This window comes from Streptomyces sp. NPDC030893 (assembly GCF_055571535.1).
This window is the reverse complement of the sequence record NZ_JBVIFC010000008.1, coordinates 48,946-73,925: the sequence shown is the minus strand read 5'-3', so window position 1 is coordinate 73,925 and position 24,980 is coordinate 48,946. Positions and strand designations below refer to the sequence as shown.

Annotated in this window: 22 protein-coding genes; 12 read left to right on the top strand and 10 right to left on the bottom strand. The window is 72.0% G+C overall.

What is annotated here, in order from left to right; genetic code table 11:
• The first annotated feature begins 69 nt into the window (after positions 1–69).
• The 8 genes from ACZ434_RS17280 (at position 70) to ACZ434_RS17245 (ending at position 9,535) form a co-directional block, all read left to right on the top strand.
• Positions 70–1,002, top strand: coding sequence for a carbohydrate ABC transporter permease (locus tag ACZ434_RS17280; RefSeq protein ID WP_468456531.1), 933 nt, complete (start codon positions 70–72; stop codon positions 1,000–1,002).
• On the top strand, positions 999–1,895 hold the full coding sequence (locus tag ACZ434_RS17275; RefSeq protein WP_468456529.1) for a carbohydrate ABC transporter permease: 897 nt from the start codon (positions 999–1,001) through the stop codon (positions 1,893–1,895). Before ACZ434_RS17280 ends, ACZ434_RS17275 begins: the two co-directional genes overlap by 4 nt.
• Entirely contained in the window at positions 1,892–3,124 is a 1,233-nt protein-coding gene (locus ACZ434_RS17270) for a Gfo/Idh/MocA family protein (RefSeq protein WP_468456526.1), read from the top strand. Before ACZ434_RS17275 ends, ACZ434_RS17270 begins: the two co-directional genes overlap by 4 nt.
• Positions 3,121–3,966: a DUF6807 domain-containing protein gene (locus ACZ434_RS17265; RefSeq protein ID WP_468456524.1), complete on the top strand. Its 846-nt coding sequence runs from the start codon at positions 3,121–3,123 to the stop codon at positions 3,964–3,966. Before ACZ434_RS17270 ends, ACZ434_RS17265 begins: the two co-directional genes overlap by 4 nt.
• On the top strand, positions 3,963–5,504 hold the full coding sequence (locus ACZ434_RS17260) for a glycoside hydrolase family 43 protein (RefSeq protein WP_468456522.1): 1,542 nt from the start codon (positions 3,963–3,965) through the stop codon (positions 5,502–5,504). Before ACZ434_RS17265 ends, ACZ434_RS17260 begins: the two co-directional genes overlap by 4 nt.
• Complete coding sequence (locus ACZ434_RS17255) at positions 5,501–6,862, top strand: ABC transporter substrate-binding protein (RefSeq protein WP_468456520.1); 1,362 nt, start codon at positions 5,501–5,503, stop codon at positions 6,860–6,862. Before ACZ434_RS17260 ends, ACZ434_RS17255 begins: the two co-directional genes overlap by 4 nt.
• Before the next feature lie 103 nt (positions 6,863–6,965).
• Positions 6,966–8,300: a pectate lyase family protein gene (locus tag ACZ434_RS17250; protein ID WP_468456517.1), complete on the top strand. Its 1,335-nt coding sequence runs from the start codon at positions 6,966–6,968 to the stop codon at positions 8,298–8,300.
• A 167-nt stretch (positions 8,301–8,467) separates the two neighbouring features.
• Positions 8,468–9,535 (top strand): dienelactone hydrolase family protein, encoded by a 1,068-nt coding sequence (locus ACZ434_RS17245; protein ID WP_468456515.1) that lies wholly within the window; start codon positions 8,468–8,470, stop codon positions 9,533–9,535.
• Positions 9,536–9,598: 63 nt separating this feature from the next.
• On the opposite strand, the gene ACZ434_RS17240 is transcribed toward ACZ434_RS17245, so the two are convergent.
• From ACZ434_RS17240 to ACZ434_RS17230, 3 genes are all read right to left on the bottom strand, one after another.
• Positions 9,599–11,056, bottom strand: a complete 1,458-nt coding sequence (locus ACZ434_RS17240) for a penicillin-binding transpeptidase domain-containing protein (protein WP_468456513.1) — start codon at positions 11,054–11,056, stop codon at positions 9,599–9,601.
• Positions 11,057–11,168: 112 nt separating this feature from the next.
• Positions 11,169–11,642, bottom strand: coding sequence for a GNAT family N-acetyltransferase (locus ACZ434_RS17235; RefSeq protein WP_468456511.1), 474 nt, complete (start codon positions 11,640–11,642; stop codon positions 11,169–11,171).
• A gap of 3 nt (positions 11,643–11,645) precedes the next feature.
• A complete protein-coding gene (locus ACZ434_RS17230; protein ID WP_468456509.1) occupies positions 11,646–12,419 on the bottom strand; it encodes an IclR family transcriptional regulator in 774 nt (257 codons plus the stop codon).
• Positions 12,420–12,621: 202 nt separating this feature from the next.
• Between ACZ434_RS17230 and ACZ434_RS17225 the strand changes: the two genes are divergently transcribed.
• Positions 12,622–14,088, top strand: a complete 1,467-nt coding sequence (locus ACZ434_RS17225) for an aldehyde dehydrogenase (NADP(+)) (RefSeq protein ID WP_468456507.1) — start codon at positions 12,622–12,624, stop codon at positions 14,086–14,088.
• 9 nt (positions 14,089–14,097) lie between these two features.
• Here the strand turns inward: ACZ434_RS17225 and ACZ434_RS17220 are convergent, their stop codons facing one another.
• Both ACZ434_RS17220 and ACZ434_RS17215 read right to left on the bottom strand, forming a co-directional pair.
• On the bottom strand, positions 14,098–14,760 hold the full coding sequence (locus ACZ434_RS17220; RefSeq protein WP_468456505.1) for a response regulator transcription factor: 663 nt from the start codon (positions 14,758–14,760) through the stop codon (positions 14,098–14,100).
• Positions 14,761–14,856: 96 nt separating this feature from the next.
• Positions 14,857–16,647 carry a sensor histidine kinase gene (locus ACZ434_RS17215; protein ID WP_468456503.1) on the bottom strand — a complete coding sequence of 597 codons (1,791 nt, stop codon included), beginning with the start codon at positions 16,645–16,647 and terminating at the stop codon, positions 14,857–14,859.
• Positions 16,648–16,854: 207 nt separating this feature from the next.
• Here ACZ434_RS17215 and ACZ434_RS17210 point away from each other — a divergent pair, with 207 nt between their 5' ends.
• A complete protein-coding gene (locus ACZ434_RS17210; RefSeq protein WP_468456501.1) occupies positions 16,855–17,565 on the top strand; it encodes a DsbA family oxidoreductase in 711 nt (236 codons plus the stop codon).
• Between the two features lie 96 nt (positions 17,566–17,661).
• Complete coding sequence (locus ACZ434_RS17205; protein ID WP_468456499.1) at positions 17,662–18,714, top strand: aminotransferase class V-fold PLP-dependent enzyme; 1,053 nt, start codon at positions 17,662–17,664, stop codon at positions 18,712–18,714.
• Between the two features lie 163 nt (positions 18,715–18,877).
• Here the strand turns inward: ACZ434_RS17205 and thpD are convergent, their stop codons facing one another.
• From thpD to ACZ434_RS17180, 5 genes are all read right to left on the bottom strand, one after another.
• Entirely contained in the window at positions 18,878–19,774 is an 897-nt protein-coding gene (gene thpD / locus ACZ434_RS17200; RefSeq protein WP_468456497.1) for an ectoine hydroxylase, read from the bottom strand.
• Positions 19,775–19,780: 6 nt separating this feature from the next.
• Positions 19,781–20,179 carry an ectoine synthase gene (locus tag ACZ434_RS17195; RefSeq protein ID WP_468456495.1) on the bottom strand — a complete coding sequence of 133 codons (399 nt, stop codon included), beginning with the start codon at positions 20,177–20,179 and terminating at the stop codon, positions 19,781–19,783.
• Between the two features lie 35 nt (positions 20,180–20,214).
• On the bottom strand, positions 20,215–21,486 hold the full coding sequence (gene ectB / locus ACZ434_RS17190; protein WP_468456493.1) for a diaminobutyrate--2-oxoglutarate transaminase: 1,272 nt from the start codon (positions 21,484–21,486) through the stop codon (positions 20,215–20,217).
• Between the two features lie 75 nt (positions 21,487–21,561).
• The gene (ectA, locus tag ACZ434_RS17185; RefSeq protein WP_468456491.1) at positions 21,562–22,068 is read right to left on the bottom strand and encodes a diaminobutyrate acetyltransferase; all 507 of its coding nucleotides are present in this window, start codon (positions 22,066–22,068) and stop codon (positions 21,562–21,564) included.
• Positions 22,069–22,469: 401 nt separating this feature from the next.
• On the bottom strand, positions 22,470–23,570 hold the full coding sequence (locus ACZ434_RS17180) for a pyridoxal-phosphate-dependent aminotransferase family protein (protein ID WP_468456489.1): 1,101 nt from the start codon (positions 23,568–23,570) through the stop codon (positions 22,470–22,472).
• Positions 23,571–23,740: 170 nt separating this feature from the next.
• Here ACZ434_RS17180 and ACZ434_RS17175 point away from each other — a divergent pair, with 170 nt between their 5' ends.
• Positions 23,741–24,832, top strand: coding sequence for an amidohydrolase family protein (locus ACZ434_RS17175; RefSeq protein WP_468456487.1), 1,092 nt, complete (start codon positions 23,741–23,743; stop codon positions 24,830–24,832).
• Positions 24,833–24,980: the final 148 nt, after the last annotated feature.

Below are 24,980 nucleotides of genomic sequence, written 5' to 3'. Positions count from 1 at the left end.
GTGCTCCGGCACCCCGGCACCCGCACCGCACAGCACACAGCACGACGTACCGAGAAACGGAGAACAGTCATGGCCCAAGCCGCAGCCGTGGCGAAACCGCCCAGGCCACCCCGGCGGCGCCGTGCCTCCGCCACGCCCCGCAGGCTGCCCTATCTGCTGATCGCGCCGGCCGCCCTGCTCATGCTGGGGTTCATCGCCTACCCGGTCATCAGCGTCTTCTACTACAGCCTGCAGGACTACAACCCCACCAAGCCCTGGCGGAACGGCTTCGCGGGATTCGACAACTTCACCCACATCTTCACCGAGGACCCGCTGTTCTGGGACACCCTCGTCTTCAGCGCCAAGTGGGTGTTCGTCGAGGTCGGCCTGCAACTGCTGTTCGGCCTCGCCCTCGCCCTCATCGTCAACCAGACCTTCGTCGGCCGGGCCCTCGGCCGCGCCCTGGTCTTCTCGCCGTGGGCCGTCTCCGGCGTGCTCACCTCCGCGATCTGGGTGCTGCTCTACAACTCCCAGACCGGCATCACCCGTTACCTCGCGGACATGGGCATCGGCGACTACGGCGTCAGCTGGCTGTCGGACACCTCCACCGTCTTCCCGGCGGCGATCGTCGCCGACCTGTGGCGCGGAGTCCCCTTCTTCGCGATCCTCATCCTCGCCGACCTCCAGTCCGTCTCCAAGGACCTCTACGAGGCCGCCGAGGTCGACGGGGCCAGCCGCTTCAGGCAGTTCCTCCACATCACCCTGCCGCACCTGAAGGACGCCATCATCCTGTCCACGCTGCTGCGCGCGGTGTGGGAGTTCAACAACGTCGACCTGCTCTACACACTGACCGGCGGCGGACCGGCGGGAGTGACCACGACCCTGCCGCTGTACATCGCCAACACCTCCGTCGACGCCCATGACTTCGGCTACGCGTCGGCCCTGACGACGGTCGCGTTCGTGATCCTGCTCTTCTGCTCGATGGTCTACCTGCGCCTGAGCAAGTTCGGAGGCGAGAAGTGATCACCAAGGAGGCCACCGTGGCCGCCCCCGCGCCCCCGCGCACCGCCCCCGAACCTCCCCGCCCGGCGAAGCGGCGCCGGGCCTGGGACGAGGCACCCCGCTGGCAGATCTACCTGCCCCTGGGCATCTACCTCGTCTTCACCCTCATCCCCTTCTACTGGATCCTGCTCTTCGCGCTCCGCCCGGCCGGCTCCACCTCGCTGGTGCCCTGGCCGATGACCACCGCCCACTTCGAGAAGGTCTGGACGGACCGCAGCTTCGGCGTCTTCTTCCAGAACAGCGTGCTGGTCGGCGTCGCCACCCTGATCATGACGACCCTGGTCGCGCTGGCCGGCGGCTACGCGCTCGCCCGGTTCGACTTCAAGGTCAAGCGGGGGTTCATGCTGGCCCTGCTCTGCTCCCAGTTCGTGCCCGGCGCGCTGCTCCTGGTCCCGCTGTTCGAGATCTTCGCCGAACTCCAGCTGATCAACTCCCTGGTCAGCGTCATCATCGCCGAGACGGTCTTCCAGCTGCCGCTGTCCATGATCCTGATCAGCAACTTCATCAAGAACGTGCCGTACTCGCTGGAGGAGGCCGCCTGGGTCGACGGCTGCAACCGGTTCAAGGCCTTCCGGGTGGTCGTCCTGCCCCTGCTGCGGCCCGGCCTGATCGCCGTCGGCTCCTTCGCCTTCGTCCACTCCTGGAACCACTTCCTGTTCGCCCTGATGTTCCTCAACAACCAGGAGAAGCAGACCATCCCGGTCGGCCTCAACACCCTGATGAGCGCGGACAGCGTCGACCTCGGCGCACTCGCCGCGGGCGGCATCATCGCGGCCGTCCCCGTGGTGATCGTGTTCGCCTTCATCCAGAAGTGGCTGATCACCGGGTTCAGCGCGGGGGCGGTGAAGGGATGACGCCCACCACCGAGCGGACGACGCCCACCACCGAGCGGACGACGCCCACCACCGAGCGGACGACGCCCGCCACCGAGCCCCTCCCCGTCGTCCTCGCCGGCGCCCGCGGCCACGGCCGCTGGCACCTGGAGAACATCCGTCGGCTCCAGGAGAAGGGAGTCGTACGGACGGCCGGCATCTGCGAGCTCACCCCGCTCACCGAGGACGAGTACGGCGGGGAACTCCCCGAGCAGTCCGCCGACTTCGGCGCGCTGCTCGACTCCACCGGCGCCCGGATCGCGGTGATCTGCACCCCGATCCCCACCCACACCGGCCTCGCCCTCGCGGCGGCCGCCCGGGGCGTGCACCTCCTGCTGGAGAAGCCGCCGGCACCGTCGTACGCGGAGTTCCGGCGGATGGCCGACGGGGTCGCCGCGGCCGGTGTCGCCTGCCAGATCGGCTTCCAGTCGCTCGGCTCGCACGCCGTGCCGGCGATCCGCGAACTGGTCGCCGAGGGCGCCGTCGGCCGGGTGACCGGCATCGGCGGAGCCGGTGCCTGGGTGCGGTCCGAGGCGTACTTCCGGCGGGCACCCTGGGCGGGCCGGCGCCGGCTGAACGGCGTCGACGTGATCGACGGCGCGCTCACCAACCCGCTCGCCCACGCGGTCGCCACCGCCCTCGCCCTCGGCGGGAGCACCCGCGCCGAGGACGTCGCCGGCATCGAGACCGAGCTGCTGCGCGCCAACGACATCGAGTCCGACGACACCTCCTGCGTACGGATCACCACCGCGCGGGGCGGTTCGGTCACCGTCGCCGCGACGCTGTGCGCCGAGCGGGCGGACGAGCCGTACGTCATGGTGCACGGCACCAGCGGCCGGATCACCTTCTGGTACAAGCAGGACCGCGTCCTGCTCCAGCGGGCCGGCCACGGCCCCGAGGAGCTGCGGTTCGGCCGCACCGACCTGCTGGAGAACCTCGTCGCCCACCTCACCGACGGCACCCCCCTGCTGGTCGCCCCGGACGACACGGGCGCCTTCATGCAGGTGGTCGAGGCGATCCGGGAGGCCCCCGACCCGGCCCCGCTGCCCGCCGACGCCTGGCACCGCGTCCCCGGCGAGGACCGCCGGGTCGTGCCCGGCATCGACGCCCTGGTCGCGTCCGCCGCCGACACCCTGTCCCTCTACTCCGAGCTGGGCGCCCCCTGGGCGCCCACCGTCCACCACCTGCCGAAAGAGGTGAGCGCCCGATGACCGGCAACGACGACGCGGTGCTGCGCGTCGCCGGCCGGCCCGTCGGCCGGTACGTCACCCGGCCCGACCTGCCTGCCCGGCTCTCCCCGCGGCCGTATCTGCACCCCGTCACCACCCTGGCCGGCACGGCCGTCACCGAGCTCCGCCCCGCCGACCACGCACACCACCTCGGCGTCGGTGTCGCCGTTCCCGACGTCGAGGGGTTCAACTTCTGGGGCGGCCGCACCTACGTCCGCGACCGGGGGCCCACCGAGCTGGACAACCACGGCACCCAGCGGCACACCGCCTGGCAGCGGTGCGACCCCGGCGGGTTCGTCGAGGAGCTGCGCTGGACGGCCGCGCCGGGCGAACTGCTGCGCGAGCGCCGTACGGTCGCCGCCACCGGGCTCACCGACGCCGCGTGGGCGCTGGACCTCACCTTCTCCCTCACCAACGTCACCAGCGCGCCGCTCTCCTTCGGCAGCCCCGCCACCAACGGCCGCCCCGGCGCCGCCTACGGCGGCTTCTTCTGGCGGGCCCGCAAGGAGGCGACGGCACCGGACGTCTTCACCGCCCACGCCGAGGGCGAGAGCGAGGTCCACGGCCGGACCGCCGACTGGATCGCCCTCGCCGGCTCCGGCTGGACCCTCGCCTTCGCCGGGGCCACCGCGGCGACCCGGCAGGACCCCTGGTTCGTCCGCACCGCCGACTACCCCGGCGTCGGCTCCTCCCTCGCCCACGACGCCCGGCTGCGCCTGCCGCCCGGCGGGACCGTGGTCCGCCGGATCGTCACCGTGGTCGCCGACGGCCGCCCCGGCCGGGACGAGGTCGCCGCCCTGGTCCGCAAGGCGGTGAGCGCATGAGCGCCGCGCCGGCGGACACCGTCTACCGCAACCCGGTCCTGAACGCCGACTGGTCCGACCCGGACGTGATCCGCGTCGGCGACGACTTCTACCTGACCGCCTCCAGCTTCGGCCGCGTCCCCGGGCTGCCGCTGCTGCACTCCCGGGACCTGGTCGACTGGACCCTCGTCGGACACGCCCTCCCACGCCTCGAACCCGAGGCCGAGTTCACCACCCCCCGGCACGACTGCGGGGTCTGGGCACCCGCCCTGCGCCACCACGACGACCGCTTCTGGATCTTCTGGGGCGACCCCGACCAGGGCATCTTCCAGGTCAACGCCCCCGGGATCCGCGGCCCCTGGACCCGGCCGCACCTGGTGAAGGCCGGCAAGGGCCTGATCGACCCCTGCCCCCTGTGGGACGACGAGACCGGCGAGGCGTACCTCGTGCACGCCTGGGCCAAGTCCCGCTCGGGCGTCAAGAACCGCCTCACCGGCCACCGGATGCACCCGCACGGCACCGAACTCCTCGACGAGGGCAAGGTGATCGTCGACGGCGACCGCATCCCCGGCTGGTTCACCCTGGAGGGGCCCAAGCTCTACCGGCACGACGGCCGGTTCTGGATCCTCGCCCCCGCCGGGGGAGTGGAGACCGGCTGGCAGGGCGCCTTCCGCTCCCGCGACTTCTTCGGCCCGTACGAGGAGAAGGTGGTCCTCGAACAGAAGGACACCGACGTCAACGGCCCCCACCAGGGCGGCTGGGTGCGCACCCCGTCCGGCGAGGACTGGTTCCTGCACTTCCAGCAGCGCGGCCCCTACGGCCGTGTCGTGCACCTGCAGCCGATGCGCTGGGACGGTCCGGGAGGCTGGCCGGTCATCGGCGACGACGGCGCCCCGGTCGCCGTGCACCGCCGCCCGGACCTGCCCCCGCAGCCGCCCGCGGCGCCCGCCACCGACGACGACTTCCCCGGCGGACGGCACGGCCGCCAGTGGCAGTGGACCGCCAACCCCGGGGACGGCTGGACCACCCAGCACTCCGCCGACGGACTGCGGCTCACCTGCGTCCGCTCCGCAGCGGCGCACGACCTGCGCACCCTGCCCAACGTCCTCACCCAGCGGCTGCCCGGCACCCCGTGCACCGTCGAGGTGGACCTGCGCCTCGAGAGCGAGGAACCCGGAGCACGCGCCGGACTCGTCGTCCTCGGGGACGCCTACCGCTGGATCGGTCTCCAGCGGGACACCGGCGGCACGGTGCGCCTGGTGCACCGGTTCGCCGAGACGGCCGCCGAGAGCGAACGGGACGCCGCTCACCCGCGGCCCGCCCCGGACGGCCGGGCACGGCTGCGCATCGACATCGACGCCGACGCGCGCTGCCGCTTCTCGTACGACACCGGGGACGGCCCGTGCCCCTCCGGCCAGGTGTTCGCCGCCACGCCCTGGCGCTGGGTCGGTGCCCTGCTCGGTCTGGTCGCGGTCGCGCCCTCCGGTCAGGGACACGCCGGCACCGCCACGTTCACGCAGTTCAGGATCAGTATCCGGAAGAAGAGAGCCGACCAATGAAGATCAGCATTCTCGGGAACAGCACCGGCAGAGGCCGCCGCACATCGGCCGCCGTCGCCCTCGGGGCCGTCCTCGCCCTGACCGCCACCGCCTGCGGTGACGACGGAAGCGGCGCGGGCGACAGCGGCGCCGAGGGCAGCGGCAAGGGCAAGATCGTCTTCTGGGACAACAACGGCGGTGTCCGCACCGAGATCTGGAAGGAGATCATCGCCGACTTCGAGAAGGCCAACCCCGACATCGACGTCCAGTACGTCGGGATCGCCTCCACCGAGTACCAGTCCAAGGTCGACACCTCCATCCAGGCCGACGGCCTGCCGGACGTCGGCGGCATCAGCGCCTCGATGCTCGCGGGCTTCGCCGCGCAGGGCGCGCTCGACCCGCTGGACGACCGGCTGGGCGCGTCGTCCCTGAGCGGCAGGCTCAACAAGGACATGGTCGAGTCGCTGCGGGCGGCGGGCGGCGGCGACGACAAGCTCTACTCCGTCCCGACCTCGGCCAACAACGGCGTCCTCTACTACCGCACCGACCTGTTCGAGAAGGCGGGCCTGGAGGAACCGACCACCTGGGACCGGTTCTTCATGGCGGCGGAGAAGCTCACCGACAAGGGCGGCAACAAGTTCGGCTACACCATCCGCGGTGGCTCCGGCTCCATCGCCCAGGCGCTGGACGCGATGTACGGCCAGTCCGGCATCACCTCGTTCTGGGACTCCACCGGCAAGAAGACCACGGTCGATGACCCGAAGAACGTCGAGGCGCTGGAGAAGTACGCGGCCCTGTTCAAGAAGGTCACCCCCGCCGCCGACCTCAACAACGACTTCACCAAGATGGTCGCGCAGTGGGACTCCGGCGAGATCGGCATGGTGAACCACAACCTGGGTTCGTACCAGGACCATGTGAAGGCGCTCGGTGCCGACAAGTTCCGGGGCATTCCGCAGCCGACCGGGCCGGGCGGCAAGCGGGTCCAGGTCTCCAACCCGGTCGACGGTCTCGGCCTGTTCAAGACCTCGAAGAACAAGGAGGCCGCCTGGAAGTTCATCGAGTTCGCGGCGTCGGCGCAGTCGAACTCGAAGTTCAACGAGTCGGCGGGGCAGGTGCCGGCGCACCTGGACGCCGCGAAGGACGAGTGGATCGGCAAGGCGGAGCCCACCAAGCTGGCGGCTGACGCGCTGAGCGACGGGTCCACGACGATCGTGCAGCTGCCGTACTACCTCCCGGACTGGAACACGATCTCCAAGGCGGAGAACGAGCCGAACTTCCAGAAGGTGCTGCTGGGGGACATGACGGCGAAGGCGTTCCTGGAGGGGCTGGCCGAGCAGTTGAACGAGGCGCAGGCCGAGTGGGACGAGCAGATGGGTTGACCGGGTTCCCAGCCGCCGTGGGACGGCCCGTCCGCTTCGGGCCGCGGGCCGTCCCCGGTGTCGCGCACCACCCCCTGGACCACGTGAGAAGGAGAGCCGCACCATGCACGGAACCGAATGGCATGCGCATGCCACATTGAGAGCCGCCTCGCTGGCCGGCTGCGCCGCCCTCGTGCTGGCCCTGACCGGCACCGGCGCCCAGGCCCACTCCCCGTCGCACCACCACCGTGACGCCGCCCGCCAGACGCTGGGCGCGGGAGACGGCTGGGGCTCCCACGGCACCGGCACCACCGGAGGCGCCCGCGCCGCCGCCGGGCACGTGTACACCGTGACCGACTGGGCGGAGTTCAAGGCGGCCCTGGCGGACGGCGGCGACGCGCCGAGGATCATCAAGGTGAAGGGCACCATCGACGCCGTGTCCGAGGGCTGTTCCGCGCTCGCCGCACCCGGCTACGACTTCGACGCCTACCTCGAGAAGTACGCGCCCGAGACCTGGGGCCTGGAACGGGACCTCGGCGCCGAGCCCGACGACAGCCCGGAGGGGCTGCGCAGGGCGTCCGCCGCCCGCCAGGACGCCGCCGTCAAGGCGTACATCCCCTCGAACACCACGATCATCGGTGTCGGCCGGAACGCCGGGATCAAGGGCGCCAGCCTGCAGATCAAGGGCGTGGACAACGTCATCGTCCGCAATCTCACCCTCGAGAGCCCGATCGACTGCTTCCCGCAGTGGGACCCGACCGACGGCGACAAGGGCAACTGGAACTCCGAGTACGACACCGCCGTGGTGTACGGCTCCACGCACGTGTGGCTGGACCACAACACCTTCACCGACGGCGAGCACCCCGACAGCGCGGCCCCGACCCACTTCGGCATGCTCTACCAGCAGCACGACGGCGAGCTGGACATCGTCCGGGGCGCCGACTACATCACCGCCTCCTGGAACGTCTTCACCGAGCACGACAAGACGATCCTCATCGGCAACAGCGACAGCGAGTCCACGGCAGCCGGCGACCGGGGCAGACTGAAGGCGACCTTCCACCACAACCTGTTCTCCGGCCTGGTCGAGCGCGCGCCACGCGTCCGCTTCGGACAGGTCGACGTGTACAACAACCACTTCGTGGCCAAGCCCGGATACTCCTACAGCTTCGGCATCGGCAAGGAGTCCCGGCTCGTCGCCGAGCACAACGCGTTCACCCTGCCGAAGGGCACGAGCCCGGCCAAGATCCTCAAGCGGTGGAACGACTCACCGCTCACCGCCCGCCACAACCTCGTCAACGGCAAGCGGACCGACCTGATCGCCGCGCACAACGCGGAGTTCCCCGACACACCCCTGACCTCCGGCGCCGGCTGGACCCCCACCCTGCGCACCGCGGTCCACCCCGCCTGGGCGGTCCCGCCGCTGGTCAAGCTCGGCGCGGGGGCCGGCCGCATCCGCTGACCCCGCCCCACGGCCGGCCGGCGCGGCCCGCCCCCACCGCGGACCGCGCCGGCCCGTCCCCGCCGCCCAAGGAGCACCCGCATGCCCTCGCCCCTGTCCCGAAGGAACCTCCTGCTCACCCCCTCCCGCACCAGGGAGCCCCACCCGCGCGACGGGCGGCCCCGGCGATGACCTCCGTACCCGGTCCGCCCGGTCTGCACGAGGCGCTCAAGGGCGACCTGACGTTCCCGCTCGCCTGGGGCACCTCGCCCCTGCGCGACGTCGGCCAGTGGCGCCGGACGGCCCGCGCCAAGGTCGAGGAACTCCTCGTCGTCCCACCGCAGGACGACGTCCCGTACGCGCCCGCCCACACGGCCGGACCTGAAGCGGACGGCTACAGCCGGGAGTTGGTGACGCTCTCGCTCACCCGGCACACCCGGGTCCGCGGCGCCCTGCTCACCCCGCACGGCACCGGCCCCTTCCCGGCCGTCCTGCTGCTGCACGACCACGGCTCCCGCTTCGACATCGGCAAGGAGAAGTGCGTCCGGCCCTGGTACGACGACACCCGGCTCGCCTCCGCCGAGGAGTGGGCCGGGCGGAACTTCGACGGACGCTTCACCGGCGACGAACTCGCCCGGCGCGGCCATGTCGTGCTCTGCCTCGACGCGCTCGGCTGGGGCGAACGCGGGCCCCTCGCCTACGAGCAGCAGCAGGCCCTGGCGAGCAACCTGTACCACCTCGGCTCCTCCCTCGCCGGACTCCACGCCCGCGAGGACCAGCGGGCCGCGGCCTTCCTGGCGGGGCTCGACCGGGTGGACGCCCGCCGGGTCGCCGCCGTCGGCTGGTCCATGGGCGGCTACCGCGCCTGGCAGGCCGCCGCGCTCAGCGACCACATCGCGGCGGCGGCGAGCGTGTGCTGGATGACCGGGCTGAAGGAGATGATGGTCCCCGGCAACAACACCCTGCGCGGGCAGTCGGCGTTCCACATGCTCCACCCCGGGCTCGCCCGGCACCTCGACATCCCCGACGTGGCGAGCATCGCCGCACCGAAGCCGATGCTGTTCTTCCACGGCGGGCTCGACGCCCTGTTCCCCGCCGACGGCGTACGGGTCGCCCACGACAAGCTGCGCGCCGTCTGGCGTGCCTGCGGAGCCGGGGAACGGCTGCGGCTGAAGGTGTGGCCGGAGCACGGGCACACCTTCGACGCCGTGATGCAGGACGAGGTGTACGCCTGGCTCACTCGCACCCACACGTGACGGGCCGCCCCCGGGGGGAGGGGGGCGGCCCGTCCGTAGAGACGTCCCGGCGGCCGGGAAGGTTCAGTCCCGCAGCGCCGCCTCCATCGCGGCCCTGGCGACCGGCGCCGCCAGACCGTTGCCGCTGACCTCCGAGCGGGCCGCGTCGGACTGCTCCACCACCACCGCCACGGCCACCTCCTCGCCCGAGGAGTCCGAGGTGGCGTACGAGGTGAACCACGCGTACGGGATCTTGCTGTTGTTCTCGCCGTGCTGCGCGGTGCCGGTCTTGCCGCCCACGGTGGCGCCGGAGATCCGCGCGTTGGACCCCGTGCCCTCCTCGACGACCGTCTCCATCGCCGACCGGAGCTGCTCGGCGGTGGAGGCGCTGACCACCCGCCGCGTCTCGTTCGCGGCGCCGTAGTCCCGCAGCACGTCGCCGCCGCTGTCGGTGATCTGCCCGACCATGTGCGGCGCGGCCAGCTCCCCGCCGTTCGCCAGCGCCGCCGACACCATCGCCATCTGCAGCGGGGTCGCCGTCACGTCGAACTGGCCGATGCCGGTCAGCGCCGTCTGCGACCGCTCCATGCCCGAGGGGTAGACGCTGGTGTGGGCGCGCACCGGCACGTCCTGCGTCCCGTCGTTGAAACCGAACCTCTCGGCCATCGCCCGTACCTTGTCCTGCCCCAGGTCAACGGCCATCTTCGCGAAGACGTTGTTGCACGAGTACTGCAGCCCGACCCGGATCGAGGCGTCCTCACAGGGCGCGTCCGGGTTCTCGTTGGTGAGTTCCGTGACCGTGCCCGGCAGGGTGTACGGGTCGGGGCTGTCGGTCCGCTCGTCCACCGACCCGTACAGCCCGTCCTCCAGCGCGGCCGCCGCGACCACCAGCTTGAACGTCGACCCCGGGGGCAGCGGCTGACGCAGCGCCCGGTTGGTGAGCGGCTTGTCCGGGTCCGCGGTGAGCTTCTCCCACGCCTCGCCCGCCGTGCCGGTCCCGGCCAGCGACGCCGGGTCGTACGACGGGGTCGACACCACCGCGAGGATCCGGCCCGTCCCCGGGTCGATCGCGACCGCCGCGCCCTTCTTGTCGCCCAGCGCCTCGAACGCCGCCTTCTGCACCGCCGGATCGATGGTCGTCACCACCGTGCCCGGCTCGGCGCGCCGGCCGGTGACGGTGTCCGTCACCGTCCTCAGCCGGGGGTCCGTGCCGTTGAGCACGTCCTGGTAGATGCCCTCCAGCTGCGTCGGTGCGTAGACCTGCGAGGCATAGCCCGTCACCGCCGCGTACAGCGGGCCGTTCTCGTACGTCCGTTTGTAGGCGAGGTCGCCTCCTTCCGTCCGCGCCGAGCCGGTGACCGGCTCCCCGGCCACGACGATGTTCCCGAGCGGCTCTGCGTACGTCTCGATCGCGTTGCGCCGGTTTTCGCTGTCGTCCGCCAGTGCCCGGCCGTCGTGGAACTGCACCCAGGTCGCCCTGATCAACAGGGCGAACACCAGGAGCAGCGTGAACACCGAGGCACGCCTGATCGTCTTGTTCATCGCGTCCGGACAGACGAACGAGGAGGGACGAATCGTTCCCCACCGGGCGATTTCTCATCGAACGTTCATCGGGGCGGGACGGCTGCCGGCCCCCCGCGCGGGAGGGCGGGGGTCAGCCCTCCAGCGTGAGCACCAGTTCCTCGGTCTCGCCGCCCCGCCCCGGCGCGTACGCCGTGGCGCGCCCGGAGACCTCGAAGCCGCAGCGCCGGAGCACCCGCAGCGACCCCTCGTTGTCGGCCGCCACGCGCGCGTACAGCGGCCGCTCGGCCACCTCGGCCAGCAGCGCGCGCAGCGCGGCCGTGGCGATGCCCCGGCCCCAGTAGGCGCGGTCGACCCAGTACGTCACCTCGCGCTCGCCGGCCTCCCCGTACACCGCCGCGTTCCCCACCACGTCGCCGTCGCCCAGCACCGTGCGCGCCACGATCTCCGGCGAGCTGCGGATGTGCGCCCAGTGGGCGTCGAAGCGGCCCCGGTCCGCCGGGTCCTCGGGGGTGAAGGCGGCCATGCGCAGCGCCTCCGGGTCGTTCAACTGGCGGTAGAAGACCGGCAGGTCGCTGTCGTGCACCGGTCGCAGGGAGATGTTCACGGGTCAGAGCCTCCGAGTGGCCAGGGTCAGCCGGTCGCGGGCGTCGAACAGGGCGTCCTTGACCGTCTGCTCGTGTGCGGGGGTGAGCCGGGCCACCGGCACCGAGCAGCTGATCGCGTCCCGCGCGGGGGTGCGGTACGGGATCGCCACGCCGAAGCAGCGCAGCCCCAGCGTGTTCTCCTCGCGGTCCACGGCGAAGCCCTGCTCCCGTACCTGGTGCAGCTCCTCGATGAGCCGCTCCCGGTCGGTGAGGGTGTTCTCGGTCAGGGCGGGCAGGGTCTCCGGGAGCATCTTGCGCACCTGCTCGTCGGAGTAGGTGCTCAGCAGCGCCTTGCCCAGCGACGTCGAGTGCGCGGGCAGTCGGCGGCCGACCCGGGTGAAGGGGCGCAGATAGTGCTGCGACTGGCGCGTGGCGAGATAGACGACGTTGGTGCCGTCGAGGCGGGCCAGGTGGATGGTCTCGGTGGTGTCGTCCGAGAGCCGGTCCAGCGTCGGCCGGGCGGCCGCGACGACCTCGTCGCCGTCGATGTACGACGTGCCCACCAGCAGCGCCCGCACGCCGATGCCGTACCGCGTGCCCGTCGCGTCCGTCTCCACCCAGCCGAGCTCCACGAGGGTGCGCAGCAGCATGTAGAGGCTCGACTTGGGGTAACCGACGGCCTCCTGGACCGCCGCGAGGGAGTGCATGCCGGGGCGCCCGGCGAAGTATTCGAGCAGTTCAACGGTCCGCACCGCGGACTTGACCTGCGCCCCGCCGCCCGTCTCGCCAGCCGACATCGCCCTTGACCCCTTCGTTCGCCGGAAATAGTCTCCAAGCGCATTCATCTACAGAGACATCGTTCAGCATATCGAACACCGCTGTCGGATGCCGTGCATCCTGCGGCATCGCACGCGGCGATCAAGTGGAGGGACCCCGGTGGCAGCAGCACCAGTCTGGAGTGTCGACCCCCGAACCGGGAAGCGGCGTGAGAGGGTTGCGGTGGAGGCCACGGCCCAGGACGTGGGCACCGCCGTCCGTGCCGCGCACGACGCGCGCGCCGCGCTGACGGACCGTACGGTCCGCGCGGCCTTCCTGCGCACGGCCGCCGACGAACTGGAGGCCGCCCGGGACCGGCTGGTCGAGGCCGCCGACGCGGAGACCGCGCTCGGCCCGGCCCGGCTCACCGGCGAACTCGCCCGCACCTGCTACCAGCTGCGCGCCTTCGCCGGCATCGTCGACGAGGGCGCCTTCCTCGACGTCGTCATCGACCACCCCGACGACTCCGCCACCCCGCCCGTCCCCGACCTGCGCCGCTACAAGATCCCGCTGGGTGTCGTCGCCGTCTACGCGGCGTCCAACTTCCCCTTCGCGTTCTCCGTGGCCGGCGGTGACACCGCGAGCGCGCTCGCGGCCGGCTGCCCGGTCGTCGTCAAGGCCCACCCCGACCACCCCGCCCTGTCCGAGCTGGTCGCCGGGGTGCTGCGCCGGGCCGCCGCCGGGCACGGCATCCCCGGCGACGTCCTCGGCCTGGTGCACGGCTTCGAGGCCGGCATCGAGCTGATCGGGCACCCGCTGGTCGCGGCGGCCGGATTCACCGGCTCCGTCCGCGGGGGCCGCGCCCTCTTCGACGCGGCCGCCGCCCGGCCCGTGCCCATCCCCTTCCACGGCGAACTGGGCTCCCTGAACCCGGTCGTCGTCACCGAGGCCGCCGCCGCCGAGCGCGGCGAGGCCATCGGCGCCGGACTGGCCGGCTCGATGACGCTGGGCGTCGGCCAGTTCTGCGTCAAGCCCGGACTCGTCCTCGCCCCGGCCGGTCCGGCCGGGGACGCGCTGCTCAAGTCCCTGACGGAGACGGTCGCCGACACCGACGCGGGCGTCCTGCTCGACCACCGCATGCGCGACAACTTCGTCGCCGGTGTCGCCGAGCGCGCCCAGTTGCCCGACGTGGAGTCCCCGGTCGTCCCGGGCGCGGGCGGCGAGCACACCGTCAGCGCCGGCTTCCTCACCGTCCCCGCGAGCCGGCTGGCCGGGGAGGGCGCGCACGACCTGCTCCTGGAGGAGTGCTTCGGGCCGGTCACGGTGGTGGCCCGCTACGAGGACGACAGCGAGGTGCGCGCCGTGCTGTCGCGGCTGCCGGGCAACCTCACGGCGACCGTGCAGCTGTCCGCCGAGGAGACGGAGGGCGAGGGCCGCGGCGCCGACCTGGTGCGGGAACTGACGCCGCTCGCCGGACGCGTGCTCGTGAACGGCTGGCCGACGGGCGTGGCGGTCGCCCCGGCCCAGCACCACGGCGGCCCGTACCCGGCGACCACCTCCACCTCCACCTCGGTGGGCGGCACGGCCATCGAACGGTGGCTGCGGCCGGTCGTCTACCAGAACACCCCCGAGGCGCTCCTGCCCGCGGAACTCAGGGACGGCAACCCCCTGGGGCTGCCCCGCAGGTTCAACGGCGGCCTGGAGCGCTGACGACGACGCTCACCCCGCGGTCGGCTCCAGGCCCGCGTCCCGGGCCAGGAGCGCCGCCTGCACCCGGTTGTCGCAGTCGAGCTTGGTCAGGATGCGGCTGACGTACGTCTTCACCGTGGCCTCGCTCATGTGCAGCCGGGCGCCGGCGTCCGCGTTGGACAGACCCTCGCCGAGCAGGGCCAGCACCTCGCGTTCGCGTCCCGTCAGGCCGGCCAGACGCCGGCGCGCCTCCTCGCCGCGCACGGTGGCGGCGGGCGAGGCGAGGGTGTCCACCACGTGCCGGGTGGCGGCCGGGGACAGATAGGCGTTGCCGGCCGCCGCCGCGCGGACCGCGTGGATCAGTTCCTGCGGCGCGGAGTCCTTCAGCAGGAAGCCCGCGCTGCCGTGGCCGAGCGCCCGCAGGACGTTGTCGCGCTCCCCGAACGTCGTCAGGATCAGCACCCGCACCCCCGGCGCGGCCCGGCCCATCTCGGCCAGCGCGGACAGCCCGTCCATCTCCGGCATCTGGATGTCCAGCAGGGCCACGTCGACGGCGGTGCCGCGCGCGGTCTCCACCGCCTCCCGGCCGTTGCGGGCCTCGGCGACGACATCGATGTCCTCGGCCGAGGTGAGGATCATCCTGATGCCGGCCCTGATGAGCGGCTCGTCGTCGGCGACGAGAACCCGGATCACACGGCCTCCTGCGCGGGTTCGGTAGTAGGACAAGCGGACGATGAAGCCCGCCCATCATGCCCGATCCCGGCAGGGGCGCGGTGACGTACCGCCCGGTCATATCTTGTGCGGGTAGGACTCCTTGGCGGACAGCTTCCCGTCGGTGAAGCAGAACCGGTAGACGATATCGGCCTCGTCGTCCACGAAGTGCTCGCAGGTCGCGCCCTCGGGCAGCGGCGGGCCGTCCTTCTCCACGCCGTCGGTGAGCAGCGAGTCGCCCTCGGGGAAGTCCTCGCGGATGTCCGCCTCGGCGTCACCCACCCGGGCCGACTCGTACACACTCGCCGGGATGACACCCGCCTCCACCTCGTCCAGCAGCTTCGACACCCCCCACACCAGCAGGGCGATGATTCCCGTGACGAGGACGACGGCGGTGAGGGCACATCCCAGGGCGGCGTTCTTCCTGCTGCTCATGATGGCGGCGAGCTCCTTCTGCGGGTCGGATCGGTGGTCGATGTCGGCTCCAGCCTCACCCGCGGCGGCCTCTCCGGTCTGCCCCCGGAAGTCGTTGTCCGCGACGACGGAAGTCGCATCCCGCGGACGGGAGCGGGCGTCGCCGTCGCCGTAGGGCAGCACACCGGCGAGCCGGAAACCCCCGTCGGACGTGGGGCCGGTGTGCACCATCCCGCCGACCAGCCGGGCCCGCTCCGCCAGGCCCGCCAGCCCCTGGCCGCCGCTGATCGCGGGCGGACCCGCCGGGGCGCCGGCCGGTACCGGCCCGTTGGCCACCTCGACGACCAGGCTGTCCGGTTCGTAGCGCAGGGACACGGTGATCGGGGCGCCCGGCGCGTGCTTGTGCGCGTTGGTCAGGCCTTCCTGGGCGATGCGGTACACCGCGTGGTCGGCGGCGGGCGCGAGGGCCCGTTCGGTGCCGGAGCGGCGCAGCTCCACCGCCGTGCCCGCCGCCCGCGACGACTCGACCAGCCGGTCGACGGAGGCCGCCACCCGGGCCGCCGAGGACCCGTCGCCGTCCCGCGGGCCCGGTACGGGTGCCGCCACGCCGTCCCGGGGGCCCGGTGCGGGTGCCGCCACGCCGTTCCGCGGGCCCGGTGCGGGCTCCGCCACGCCGTCCCGCAGGATGCCCACCGCCTCCCGCAGCTCCCGCATCGCCGTCCTGGAGGCCTCCCGGAGGATGCCCACCCCTTCCCGCTGCCGGTCGTTGAGTTCCGGGTCCACCTCCAGCGCACCGGCGTGCACGGCGATCAGGGCGAGCTGATGGCCGAGGCTGTCGTGCATGTCCTGGGCGATGCGCTGCCGCTCCAGCAGCCGGGCCTGGTGCGCCACCATCGTCTGCTCGCGCACCAGTTGGGCGTTGTGCCGCTGCAGTGCGTCGAGCAGGTCGTGGCGCTGGGCGCGGTACCGGGAGGCGAGCCCCGGCACGACCGCCAGCACCAGGAACGGGCTGCTGCTCAGCACGGCCGTCATCAGCAGCGACAGCCCGAGGTCCTCGCGGGCCGTGCTGCCGGCGGTGGCGGCGAAGAAGAGCACCAGCCCGGCGGCGTACGCGGCCAGCGCGCGCCCCGGCCGCCTGATGCGGCTGCCCGCCGACCAGCTCGCGTAGATCAGCAGCGGCACCGCGCCGACGACCGGTCCGGCCATCGCCGACGAGATCATCAGCACCGTCGCGGGCAACGCGCGGCGGGCGAGCGACAGTACGGCGACGGCCAGGGCCAGGCCGGCGGACCGGAGCGCGGACTCGGAATCCGCCGCCTGGAGGAGGCCCGCGAGCCCGGAGAGCACCAGGGTGAGGACCACCTCCCCGACGACGCGTCGGCGGGTCCAGGGGGAGGAGGCGGCGAGCCGCGAACGGAGCGGCAGGTCGGTGCGGGGTGTCTCGGCTACGTCCACGCGCCGACGATAGAGGGCCGCTCCCGGGCGCCCGCATCCCCCCTTCGGTGCGCTGCCGCACGACCAAAGTGAACACGCCGGCCCCGCTCACCGGTGAGGAGTGGCAGCCGAGGGAATGAAGACAGCTGCTTGAACGTTCATCGAGTTACGGAGGGAGTCTCCGCAGCCGCACCACCGTGCCCGTACGACCCTGGAGAGAGCCGACTCATGCGCGTCGAGATCTGGAGCGACATCGCCTGCCCCTGGTGCTATGTCGGGAAGGCCCGTTTCGAGAAGGCGCTGGCGTCCTTCCCGCACCGTGAACAGGTCGAGGTGGTGCACCGCTCCTTCGAGCTCGATCCGGGCCGGGCCAAGGACGACATCCAGCCCGTGATCACCATGCTGAGCAGGAAGTACGGCATGAGCGAGGCACAGGCCGAGGCCGGCGAGGACAACCTGGGCGCCCAGGCCGCCGCCGAGGGGCTCCCCTACCGCACCCGGGGCCGCGACCACGGCAGCACCTTCGACATGCACCGCCTGCTGCACTTCGCCCGCGAGCGGGGCCGCCAGACGGAGCTGCTCGACCTTCTCTACCGGGCGAACTTCGCCGAGGAGCGGTCCGTCTACAACGACGACGAGCGGCTCGTCGAACTCGCCGGCACCGCCGGCCTCGACACCGATGCCGTCCGCGAGGTCCTCGCCGACCCGGAGGCCTACGCCGCCGAGGTCCGCGCCGACGAGCGCGAGGCCGCCGAACTCGGCGCCAACGGGGTGCCGTTCTTCGTCCTCGACCGCACGTACGGTGTCTCCGGCGCCCAGCCCGTCGAGGTGTTCGGCCAGGCGCTGACCCGGGCCTGGGACGAGCGCCCGCCGCTGAAGCCGGTCGACGGCGACGCGGAGGCCTGCGGCCCGGACGGCTGCGCGGTGCCGCAGCGGTAGAACCCGCAGGCCGGCGCGTACGCATAAGCCGTCCTTTGCGGTATCGCGCAGAAATCGGCAATGGACGGGGAGGTCCGGGGACCGCAGAGTGGTGCCATGGAGACCTTCGACCACCTCGTCCGTGCCGAGTTCGCCCCGAGGACCACCTACCTCAACACCGCGAGCAGCGCCCTCCTGCCCGCCCGCACCGTGGCCGCGCTCCAGGACGCCGCGCGGCTGCGCGCGGAGGGCCGACCGCTGGACCCGCTCTTCGCCGACGTGGAGGCCTGCCGTGCCGCGTACGCCCGGCTGGCCGGGGTGCCGGTGGAGCGGGTGGCGACCGGCTCGACGGTCGCCCTGCACACCGCGCTGGTCGCGGCCTCACTGCCGCCGGGCGCCGAAGTCCTCACCGCCGAGAACGACTTCACCTCCGTACTGAACGCCTTCCACACGCGCGGCGACCTCAAGGTGCGTGCCGTGCCGCTGGAGCGGATCGCCGACTCCGTACGGCCCGGCACCGCGCTCGTCGCGGTGAGCGCCGCACAGTCCGCCGACGGCAGGGTCGCCGACCTCACCGCGCTGCGCGAGGCGGCCCGCGCCCACGGGGCGCGCACCTACGTCGACTTCTCCCAGGCGGCCGGCTGGCTCCCGGTGACGGCGGACGCGTACGACTACAGCGTCACCATCACCTACAAGTGGCTGCTCGGCCCGCACGGCGCGGCCTTCCTCGTCGTCCCCGAGGACTTCGGCGATCTGACGCCGGTGCTGGCGAGCTGGGTCGCGGGGGAGAACCCCTGGGACAGCTGCTACGGCCCCCTCGCCGAACTCGCCCACTCCGCCCGCCGGTTCGACTCCAGCCCCGCGCTCTTCGACTACGCCGGACTGCGGGCCTCCCTCGAACTCGTCGAGGAGATCGGTGTGGACGCCGTCCGCGCCCATGACCTGACGCTCGCCGCCCGCTTCCGCGCGGGGCTCGCGAACCTGGGCCACACCCCCGTGCCCGCGCCCGGTTCACCGATCGTGTCCGTGCCCGGACTCGGCCGCCTCCAGCCGGAGCTGGCGGCGGCCGGCATCCAGGTGTCGAACCGCGCCGGCCATCTGCGGGCGTCCTTCCACCTGTACAACACGGCCGACGACGTGGACCGGCTGCTGGACGCCCTGCCCGGCTGATCCGCACGCCGGGCACACGGCAGCGGGCCGGTGCCTCCCTGTCCCACACGGAGAGGCCCGGCCCGCAGTCTGTACGAGGCGCCTACTTCACCGGAGTGAAGTCCCGCGCCCCAATGCTGTGTCATCCCGGGGGGCAACCCCCGGACCCCCGGCCGGGGTCTGCTCAGCGCACCGGAGTGAAGTCCCGCGCCCCAATGAAGTCGGGGCGCCGGATCGGGGCCGCGAAGGGTTCGACCGCCGCGTTCTCGACGCTGTTGAAGACGATGAACACATTGCTGCGCGGGAACGGCGTGATGTTGTCGCCGGAGCCGTGCATGGCGTTGCAGTCGAACCAGGTCGCCGAGCCGGCCTTGCCGGTGAACAGCTTGATGCCGTACTCCGACGCCATCTTCGTCAGCGCCTCGTCGGACGGCGTCCCCGCGTCCTGCATCTGCAGGGACTTCTTGTAGTTGTCCTTCGGCGTGGCCCCCGCGCACCCGAGGAACGTCTTGTGCGACCCCGGCATGATCATGAGACCGCCGTTGGTGTCGAAGTTCTCGGTGAGCGCGATCGAGACCGAGATGGTGCGCATGTTCGGCAGGCCGTCCTCGGCGTGCCAGGTCTCGAAGTCCGAGTGCCAGTAGAAGCCGCTGGCCCCGAAGCCCGGCTTGACGTTGATCCGCGACTGGTGGACGTAGACGTCCGAGCCGAGGATCTGCCGGGCCCGCCCGACGACCCGCTCGTCACGCACCAGGTTCGCGAACACCTCGCTGATCCTGTGCACTTCGAAGACCGAGCGGATCTCCTTGGACTGCGGCTCGACGATCGAGCGCTCGTCCTCGCGGATGGCCGGGTCGGTGATGAGCCGCTCCAGCTCCCGCTGGTACAGGGCGACCTCGTCCGGCCCGATGAGCTGGTCGATGGCGAGGAAGCCGTCGCGGTCCAGGGCCTGGAGATCACCGGCCGAGACGGGGCCGGGAGTGTCCGGGGAGCCCCAGACGACCGGGTCCTGGCGCGGGGTCGCCACCTCGGTGGCGCCGCGGGTGGGATAGAGGTCGGTGACGTTCGTGGTCGTGGTCACGGTGACTCACACCTCCTCGGTGAGCAGCGGGTATACGCCGTTCTCGTCGTGGTCCTCCCGTCCGGTGACGGGCGGGTTGAAGACACAGATGCAGTGGAAGTCCTCCTTGACCTTGAGCGTGTGCCGCTCGTGGCCGTCGAGGAGGTACATGGTGCCCGGGGTGATGTGGTACGTCTCCCCGGTCTCGCGGTCGGTCAGTTCGGCCTCGCCCTTGGTGCAGACGACGGCCTCGATGTGGTTCGCGTACCACATCGACGTCTCCGTACCCGCGTACAGGATCGTCTCGTGCAGGGAGAAGCCGACCTTCTCCTTGGCGAGGACGATGCGCTTGCTCTCCCATGTGCCGGACGCCGATTTGACGTGCCGGTCGGTGCCTTCGAGCTCCTTGAACGAACGGACGATCACGGTGTTGCGATGCCTCCTCGACTCGTGTGCGTGTTTCAGGCGGTTTCGCGGACGGCGCGGGCGAGGGTGGTGAGCCCCTCGTCCAGCTCGTCCGCGGTGATGGTCAGGGACGGGAGCAGCTTGACGACCTCGCTCTCCGGGCCGGACGTCTCGATGAGCAGCCCGAGTTCGAAGGCGCGCCGGGCGATCCGCTCCGCGCGGCCCTTGTCGTGGAACTCCATGCCCCACACCAGGCCGCGGCCGCGGTACTCCTTGACGTCGGCGAGGTTCTCCTCGGTGATGGCGATCAGCGCCTGTTCGACCTGCTCGCCGCGCGAACGGGTCTGCTTCTCCATCGCGGAGCCGTCGGCCCAGTACGCCTCCAGCGCCGCGGTGGCGGTGACGAAGGCGGGGTTGTTGCCGCGGAAGGTGCCGTTGTGCTCGCCCGGCTCCCACACGTCCAGCTCGGGCTTGAACAGGGTGAGCGCCATCGGCAGTCCGTAGCCGCTGATCGACTTGGACACGGTGACGATGTCGGGCGTGATGCCGGCCTCCTCGAAGGAGAAGAAGGCACCGGTGCGGCCGCAGCCCATCTGGATGTCGTCGACGATGAGCAGCATGTCCTGGCGCTCGCACAGGTCGGCCAGGGCGCGCAGCCACTCGGGCCGGGCGACGTTGATGCCGCCCTCGCCCTGCACCGTCTCGACGATCACGGCGGCGGGCTTGTTGAGGCCGGAGCCCTGGTCCTCCAGGAGCCGCTCGAACCACAGGAAGTCCTCGACCTTGCCGTCGAAGTAGTTGTCGAACGGCATCGGCGTGCCGTGCACCAGCGGGATACCGGCGCCGGCCCGCTTGAAGGCGTTGCCGGTCACGGCGAGCGAGCCCAGCGACATGCCGTGGAAGGCGTTGGTGAACGACACGATCGCCTCGCGCCCCTTCACCTTCCGCGCCAGCTTCAGCGCGGACTCCACGGCGTTGGTGCCCGTCGGGCCCGGGAACATGACCTTGTACGGCAGGTCGCGCGGGCGCAGGATCCAGTTCTGGAAGGACTCCAGGAAGGCGCGCTTGGCCGTCGTCGACATGTCGAGGCCGTGCGTGACGCCGTCCCGCTCCAGGTAGTCGATCAGCGCCCGTTTCAGGACGGGGTTGTTGTGCCCGTAGTTGAGTGAGCCGGCTCCGGCGAAGAAGTCGAGGTACTCGTGGCCGTCCTCGTCGTACATGCGGCTGCCGTGCGCACGGTCGAAGACGGTGGGCCAGCCGCGGCAGTAGCTGCGCACCTCGGACTCGAGGGTCTCGAAGACGCTGAGGTCGGGCTGGGTGATGGTCACGACGAATCGCTCCTCGGTGGCGTGGGAGGTCAGAGGGAGTCGGAAGATCTGGGGGGGGCGGTCCATACGGGCCGGTCAGAGCGCGAACGGTCCGATGCGGTACAGGACCTCGGGGTCGTGCGGGCCGTCCGGGAACTGGCCGGCGTCGAACAGCACCTCGCGCTCCAGCAGGGCGCCGTGGCGCTCCGCGAACGCGGTGAACAGGCGCTCGGAGGCGGTGTTGCCCGGCGTGATGGTGGTCTCCACCGTGTCCACCCCGTGCTCCGCGGCGGTCCGGGCGGCCAGCCCGTCGAGCAGGGCGGCGGCCAGACCTCGGCCGCGGTACGTCGCGTCGACCGCGACCTGCCAGACGAGCAGGGTGCGCGGGCTGTCCGGCCGCAGGTATCCGCTGACGAAGCCGATCGGCTCGCCGCGCTCGTCACGGGCGACGGCCGACGTGGCGGCGAAGTCACGGCACCACAGCAGATAGCTGTACGACGAGTTCAGGTCGAGGACCTTCGAGTCCCTGGCTATCCGCCACAGCACGGCTCCGTCCGCCACGGTGGGGCGGTCGATTTGCAGGTCTGCTTGTGCGGCAGTCATGCGAATTGAACTTACCGAGGTAAATTCAAAATTGCATCGTCTGTCGGGGTTACGTGCGAGCTTGATCTGTGTTATCGCGCGGGCGGGTGGGTCCGCGCGAGAGTCCGGCGATATGCCCCGTTTCTCCTGGTGCATAGGACGCAAAACGGGCGCGGTGTGGAACCGGTCACAAGTGTGTAACTCCCGTAACGCCCCGCTTCCCGTTCTTCAAATCGTGGCGTTTAGGGCCGGAGAAAGCGGGCAGAAGAAGACGGGAAGCTGCCCCGTAAGGTAATCGAGGAATAAGCGCAAGAATGGCGTTGGAGAATCCGTGCGAAGGATTCTGATAATCGCATGGAATTCATGTCCCGGTCACCCGGGGGCGGGCGGGGCGGAGAAGAACCGGAGACCTCGGCCCGCGGTCAGCCCCAGGCCGTTTCCACGGCCCGCAGGGCTCCGGCGGTGTCCACGTCCAGCCCCGCCTCACCGAGCGCGGCTCCCAACGCCGCCAGGCTCGCCCGCACCGCGCCCCGCGTCGCCTCCGGGCCGTAGTGGTTGACGCGGATCATCTCCTTGGCCAGCGCGCCCCCGCCCGCGGCCAGCGGAACGGCCGGGTCGGCGGCCAGCGCGCGGGCCACCAGGTCCGACGCCACCGTGCCGGACGGCGCCCGCAGGGTCGTCGCGACCGGCGCCGCGTCCGCCGCGTCCCGCACATACGGCTCAAGACCCCCGCCCAGCGCCAGCGCCCCCGCCCGCGTGGCCGCCGCCGCCGACGCGTGCCGGGCCATCACCGCCTCCGGGCCCGCCGCCTCGAAGCGCTCCGCGCACGCCTCCAGCGCCAGCATCTCCAACTGCGCCGGCGCGTGCGGCAGCGCCCTGCGGCCGCCGTCGATCCACCGTTCCTTCCAGTCCGGCAGCGACAGGTACGAGCGGCGCGGCGCCCGCGGGTTCGCCGCCATCCGCGCCCACGCCCGCTCGCTCACCGACACCGCCGACACCCCGGCCGGACCGCCCAGCGCCTTCTGCGCCCCGATCACGCACAGGTCCACACCCCACGCGTCCGGCAGCACCGGCTCCGCCCCGATCGACGCCACCGCGTCCAGGTAGAACAGCGCCCCGTGCGCCCGCACCACCTCGCCGATCCCCGCGACCGGGTTGGTGTTCCCGGTGGCCGCCTCCGCGTGCACCAGGGACACGAAGTCGATCTCCGGGTGCTCCGTGAACGCGCCGTGGACCTGCTCGGCCGTGACCGCCGTGTGGAACGGCACCGTCAGGTCGATCACCGTGGCACCGCAGTCCCGCAGCCAGTCGCCGAAGGTCTGACCGTAGGGGCCGGTGATGACGTTCAGCGCGGTCGTGCCCGGCCCGGCGGTCGCACGGATCGCGCCCTCCAGCGGCAGCAGCGCCTCACCCTGCATGATCACGACGTCCTGCCGGGTGCCGAGCAGCCGTGCCACCCGGTCCTCGATCGAGGCGAAGTGCGCGGCGCCCATCGGGGGAAGATCGAGGAGAAGGTGGTTCACGGCGGTGCTCTCTTTGCTCGGCGGCGCGGGTACGTACGACGAGGTCGAGGGTAGACCGTCGCCGGCCGCGTCCCCTCCCGCCTCCTCGGCCCCGCGACGGCGGACGCGGAGGGGGGGAGACCCCGGACCGGGCGGACAGGTCCGGGCGGCGCCTGACTAGGGTGCGGTGCATGAGCGAACGCGCGGTGCTGCACGTGAAGGGGCGGATCCTCGTCGGCCCGGACGAGGTCCGCGACGAACTCTGGGTGGTCGGGGGGAGGATCTCCTACGACCGTCCCGCCGGCGCCCGCGACATCCGCACGGTCGACGGCTGGGTGCTGCCCGGACTGGTCGACGCCCACTGCCACGTGGGCCTGGACCGGCACGGCGCGGTCCCCGCCGAGGTCGCCGAGAAGCAGGCGCTCACCGACCGCGACGCCGGTGCCCTGCTGCTGCGCGACGCCGGCTCACCCTCCGACACCCGCTGGACCGACGACCGCGACGACCTCCCGAAGATCATCCGAGCCGGGCGGCACATCGCCCGCACCCGACGCTACATCCGCAACTACGCCTGGGAGGTCGAGCCCGAGGACCTCGCCGCGTACGTCGCCCAGGAGGCCCGGCGCGGCGACGGCTGGGTGAAGCTGGTCGGCGACTGGATCGACCGCGACCTCGGTGACCTGGCGGCCTGCTGGCCGCGCGGCGCCGTCGAGGCGGCCATCGCCGAGGCGCACCGGCTGGGCGCCCGCGTCACCGCGCACTGCTTCGCCGAGGACTCCCTGCGGGACCTGGTGGAGGCCGGCATCGACTGCGTCGAGCACGCGACGGGCCTGACCGACGACACCATCCCGCTCTTCGCCGAACGAGGCGTCGCGATCGTCCCCACCCTCGTGAACATCGCCACCTTCCCCGCGCTCGCCGACGGCGGCGCGTCCAAGTTCCCGCGCTGGTCGGCCCATATGCGCCGGCTCCACGAACGCCGCTACGACACCGTGCGCTCCGCCTACGACGCCGGCGTTCCCGTCTTCGTCGGCACGGACGCCGGCGGGTCGCTCCCGCACGGGCTGGCCGCCGACGAGGTCGCGGAACTGACCAAGGCCGGCATCCCGCCCGTCGAGGCCCTGGCCGCCGGCACCTGGGCGGCCAGGAAGTGGCTCGGCCGGCCCGGTCTGGAGGAGGGCGCCCCGGCCGACCTCGTGGTCTACGGCGCCGACCCGCGCGCGGACGTCACCGTGCTGACCGCTCCGCGCCGGGTGGTGCTCAACGGGCGCGTGGTCGGATGACGGCCGCGCCCCCGTGAGGCGTACGAGGGTGACGGCGGGGAACAGCCGTACCCCGGGAATCGAACGGATCCACTGGATCTCCTCGAAGGAGTGAAGAGTCGGCGGATCGCTGACGGCCCGCTGTTCGCGCGGACATCCTTTCCGGGTC

Excerpts from the sequence above, each read along its gene's own strand:
- ACZ434_RS17205 (WP_468456499.1), top strand. The coding sequence starts at position 17,662 with ATGGAGACCTTCGACCACCTCGTCCGTGCCGAGTTCGCCCCGAGGACC.
- ACZ434_RS17250 (WP_468456517.1), top strand. The coding sequence starts at position 6,966 with ATGCACGGAACCGAATGGCATGCGCATGCCACATTGAGAGCCGCCTCG.
- ACZ434_RS17270 (WP_468456526.1), top strand. The coding sequence starts at position 1,892 with ATGACGCCCACCACCGAGCGGACGACGCCCACCACCGAGCGGACGACG.
- ACZ434_RS17240 (WP_468456513.1), bottom strand. The coding sequence starts at position 11,056 with ATGAACAAGACGATCAGGCGTGCCTCGGTGTTCACGCTGCTCCTGGTG.
- ACZ434_RS17265 (WP_468456524.1), top strand. The coding sequence starts at position 3,121 with ATGACCGGCAACGACGACGCGGTGCTGCGCGTCGCCGGCCGGCCCGTC.
- ectA (WP_468456491.1), bottom strand. The coding sequence starts at position 22,068 with ATGACTGCCGCACAAGCAGACCTGCAAATCGACCGCCCCACCGTGGCG.
- ACZ434_RS17280 (WP_468456531.1), top strand. The coding sequence starts at position 70 with ATGGCCCAAGCCGCAGCCGTGGCGAAACCGCCCAGGCCACCCCGGCGG.
- ACZ434_RS17230 (WP_468456509.1), bottom strand. The coding sequence starts at position 12,419 with ATGTCGGCTGGCGAGACGGGCGGCGGGGCGCAGGTCAAGTCCGCGGTG.
- ACZ434_RS17245 (WP_468456515.1), top strand. The coding sequence starts at position 8,468 with ATGACCTCCGTACCCGGTCCGCCCGGTCTGCACGAGGCGCTCAAGGGC.
- ACZ434_RS17175 (WP_468456487.1), top strand. The coding sequence starts at position 23,741 with ATGAGCGAACGCGCGGTGCTGCACGTGAAGGGGCGGATCCTCGTCGGC.
- ACZ434_RS17260 (WP_468456522.1), top strand. The coding sequence starts at position 3,963 with ATGAGCGCCGCGCCGGCGGACACCGTCTACCGCAACCCGGTCCTGAAC.
- ACZ434_RS17210 (WP_468456501.1), top strand. The coding sequence starts at position 16,855 with ATGCGCGTCGAGATCTGGAGCGACATCGCCTGCCCCTGGTGCTATGTC.
- ACZ434_RS17255 (WP_468456520.1), top strand. The coding sequence starts at position 5,501 with ATGAAGATCAGCATTCTCGGGAACAGCACCGGCAGAGGCCGCCGCACA.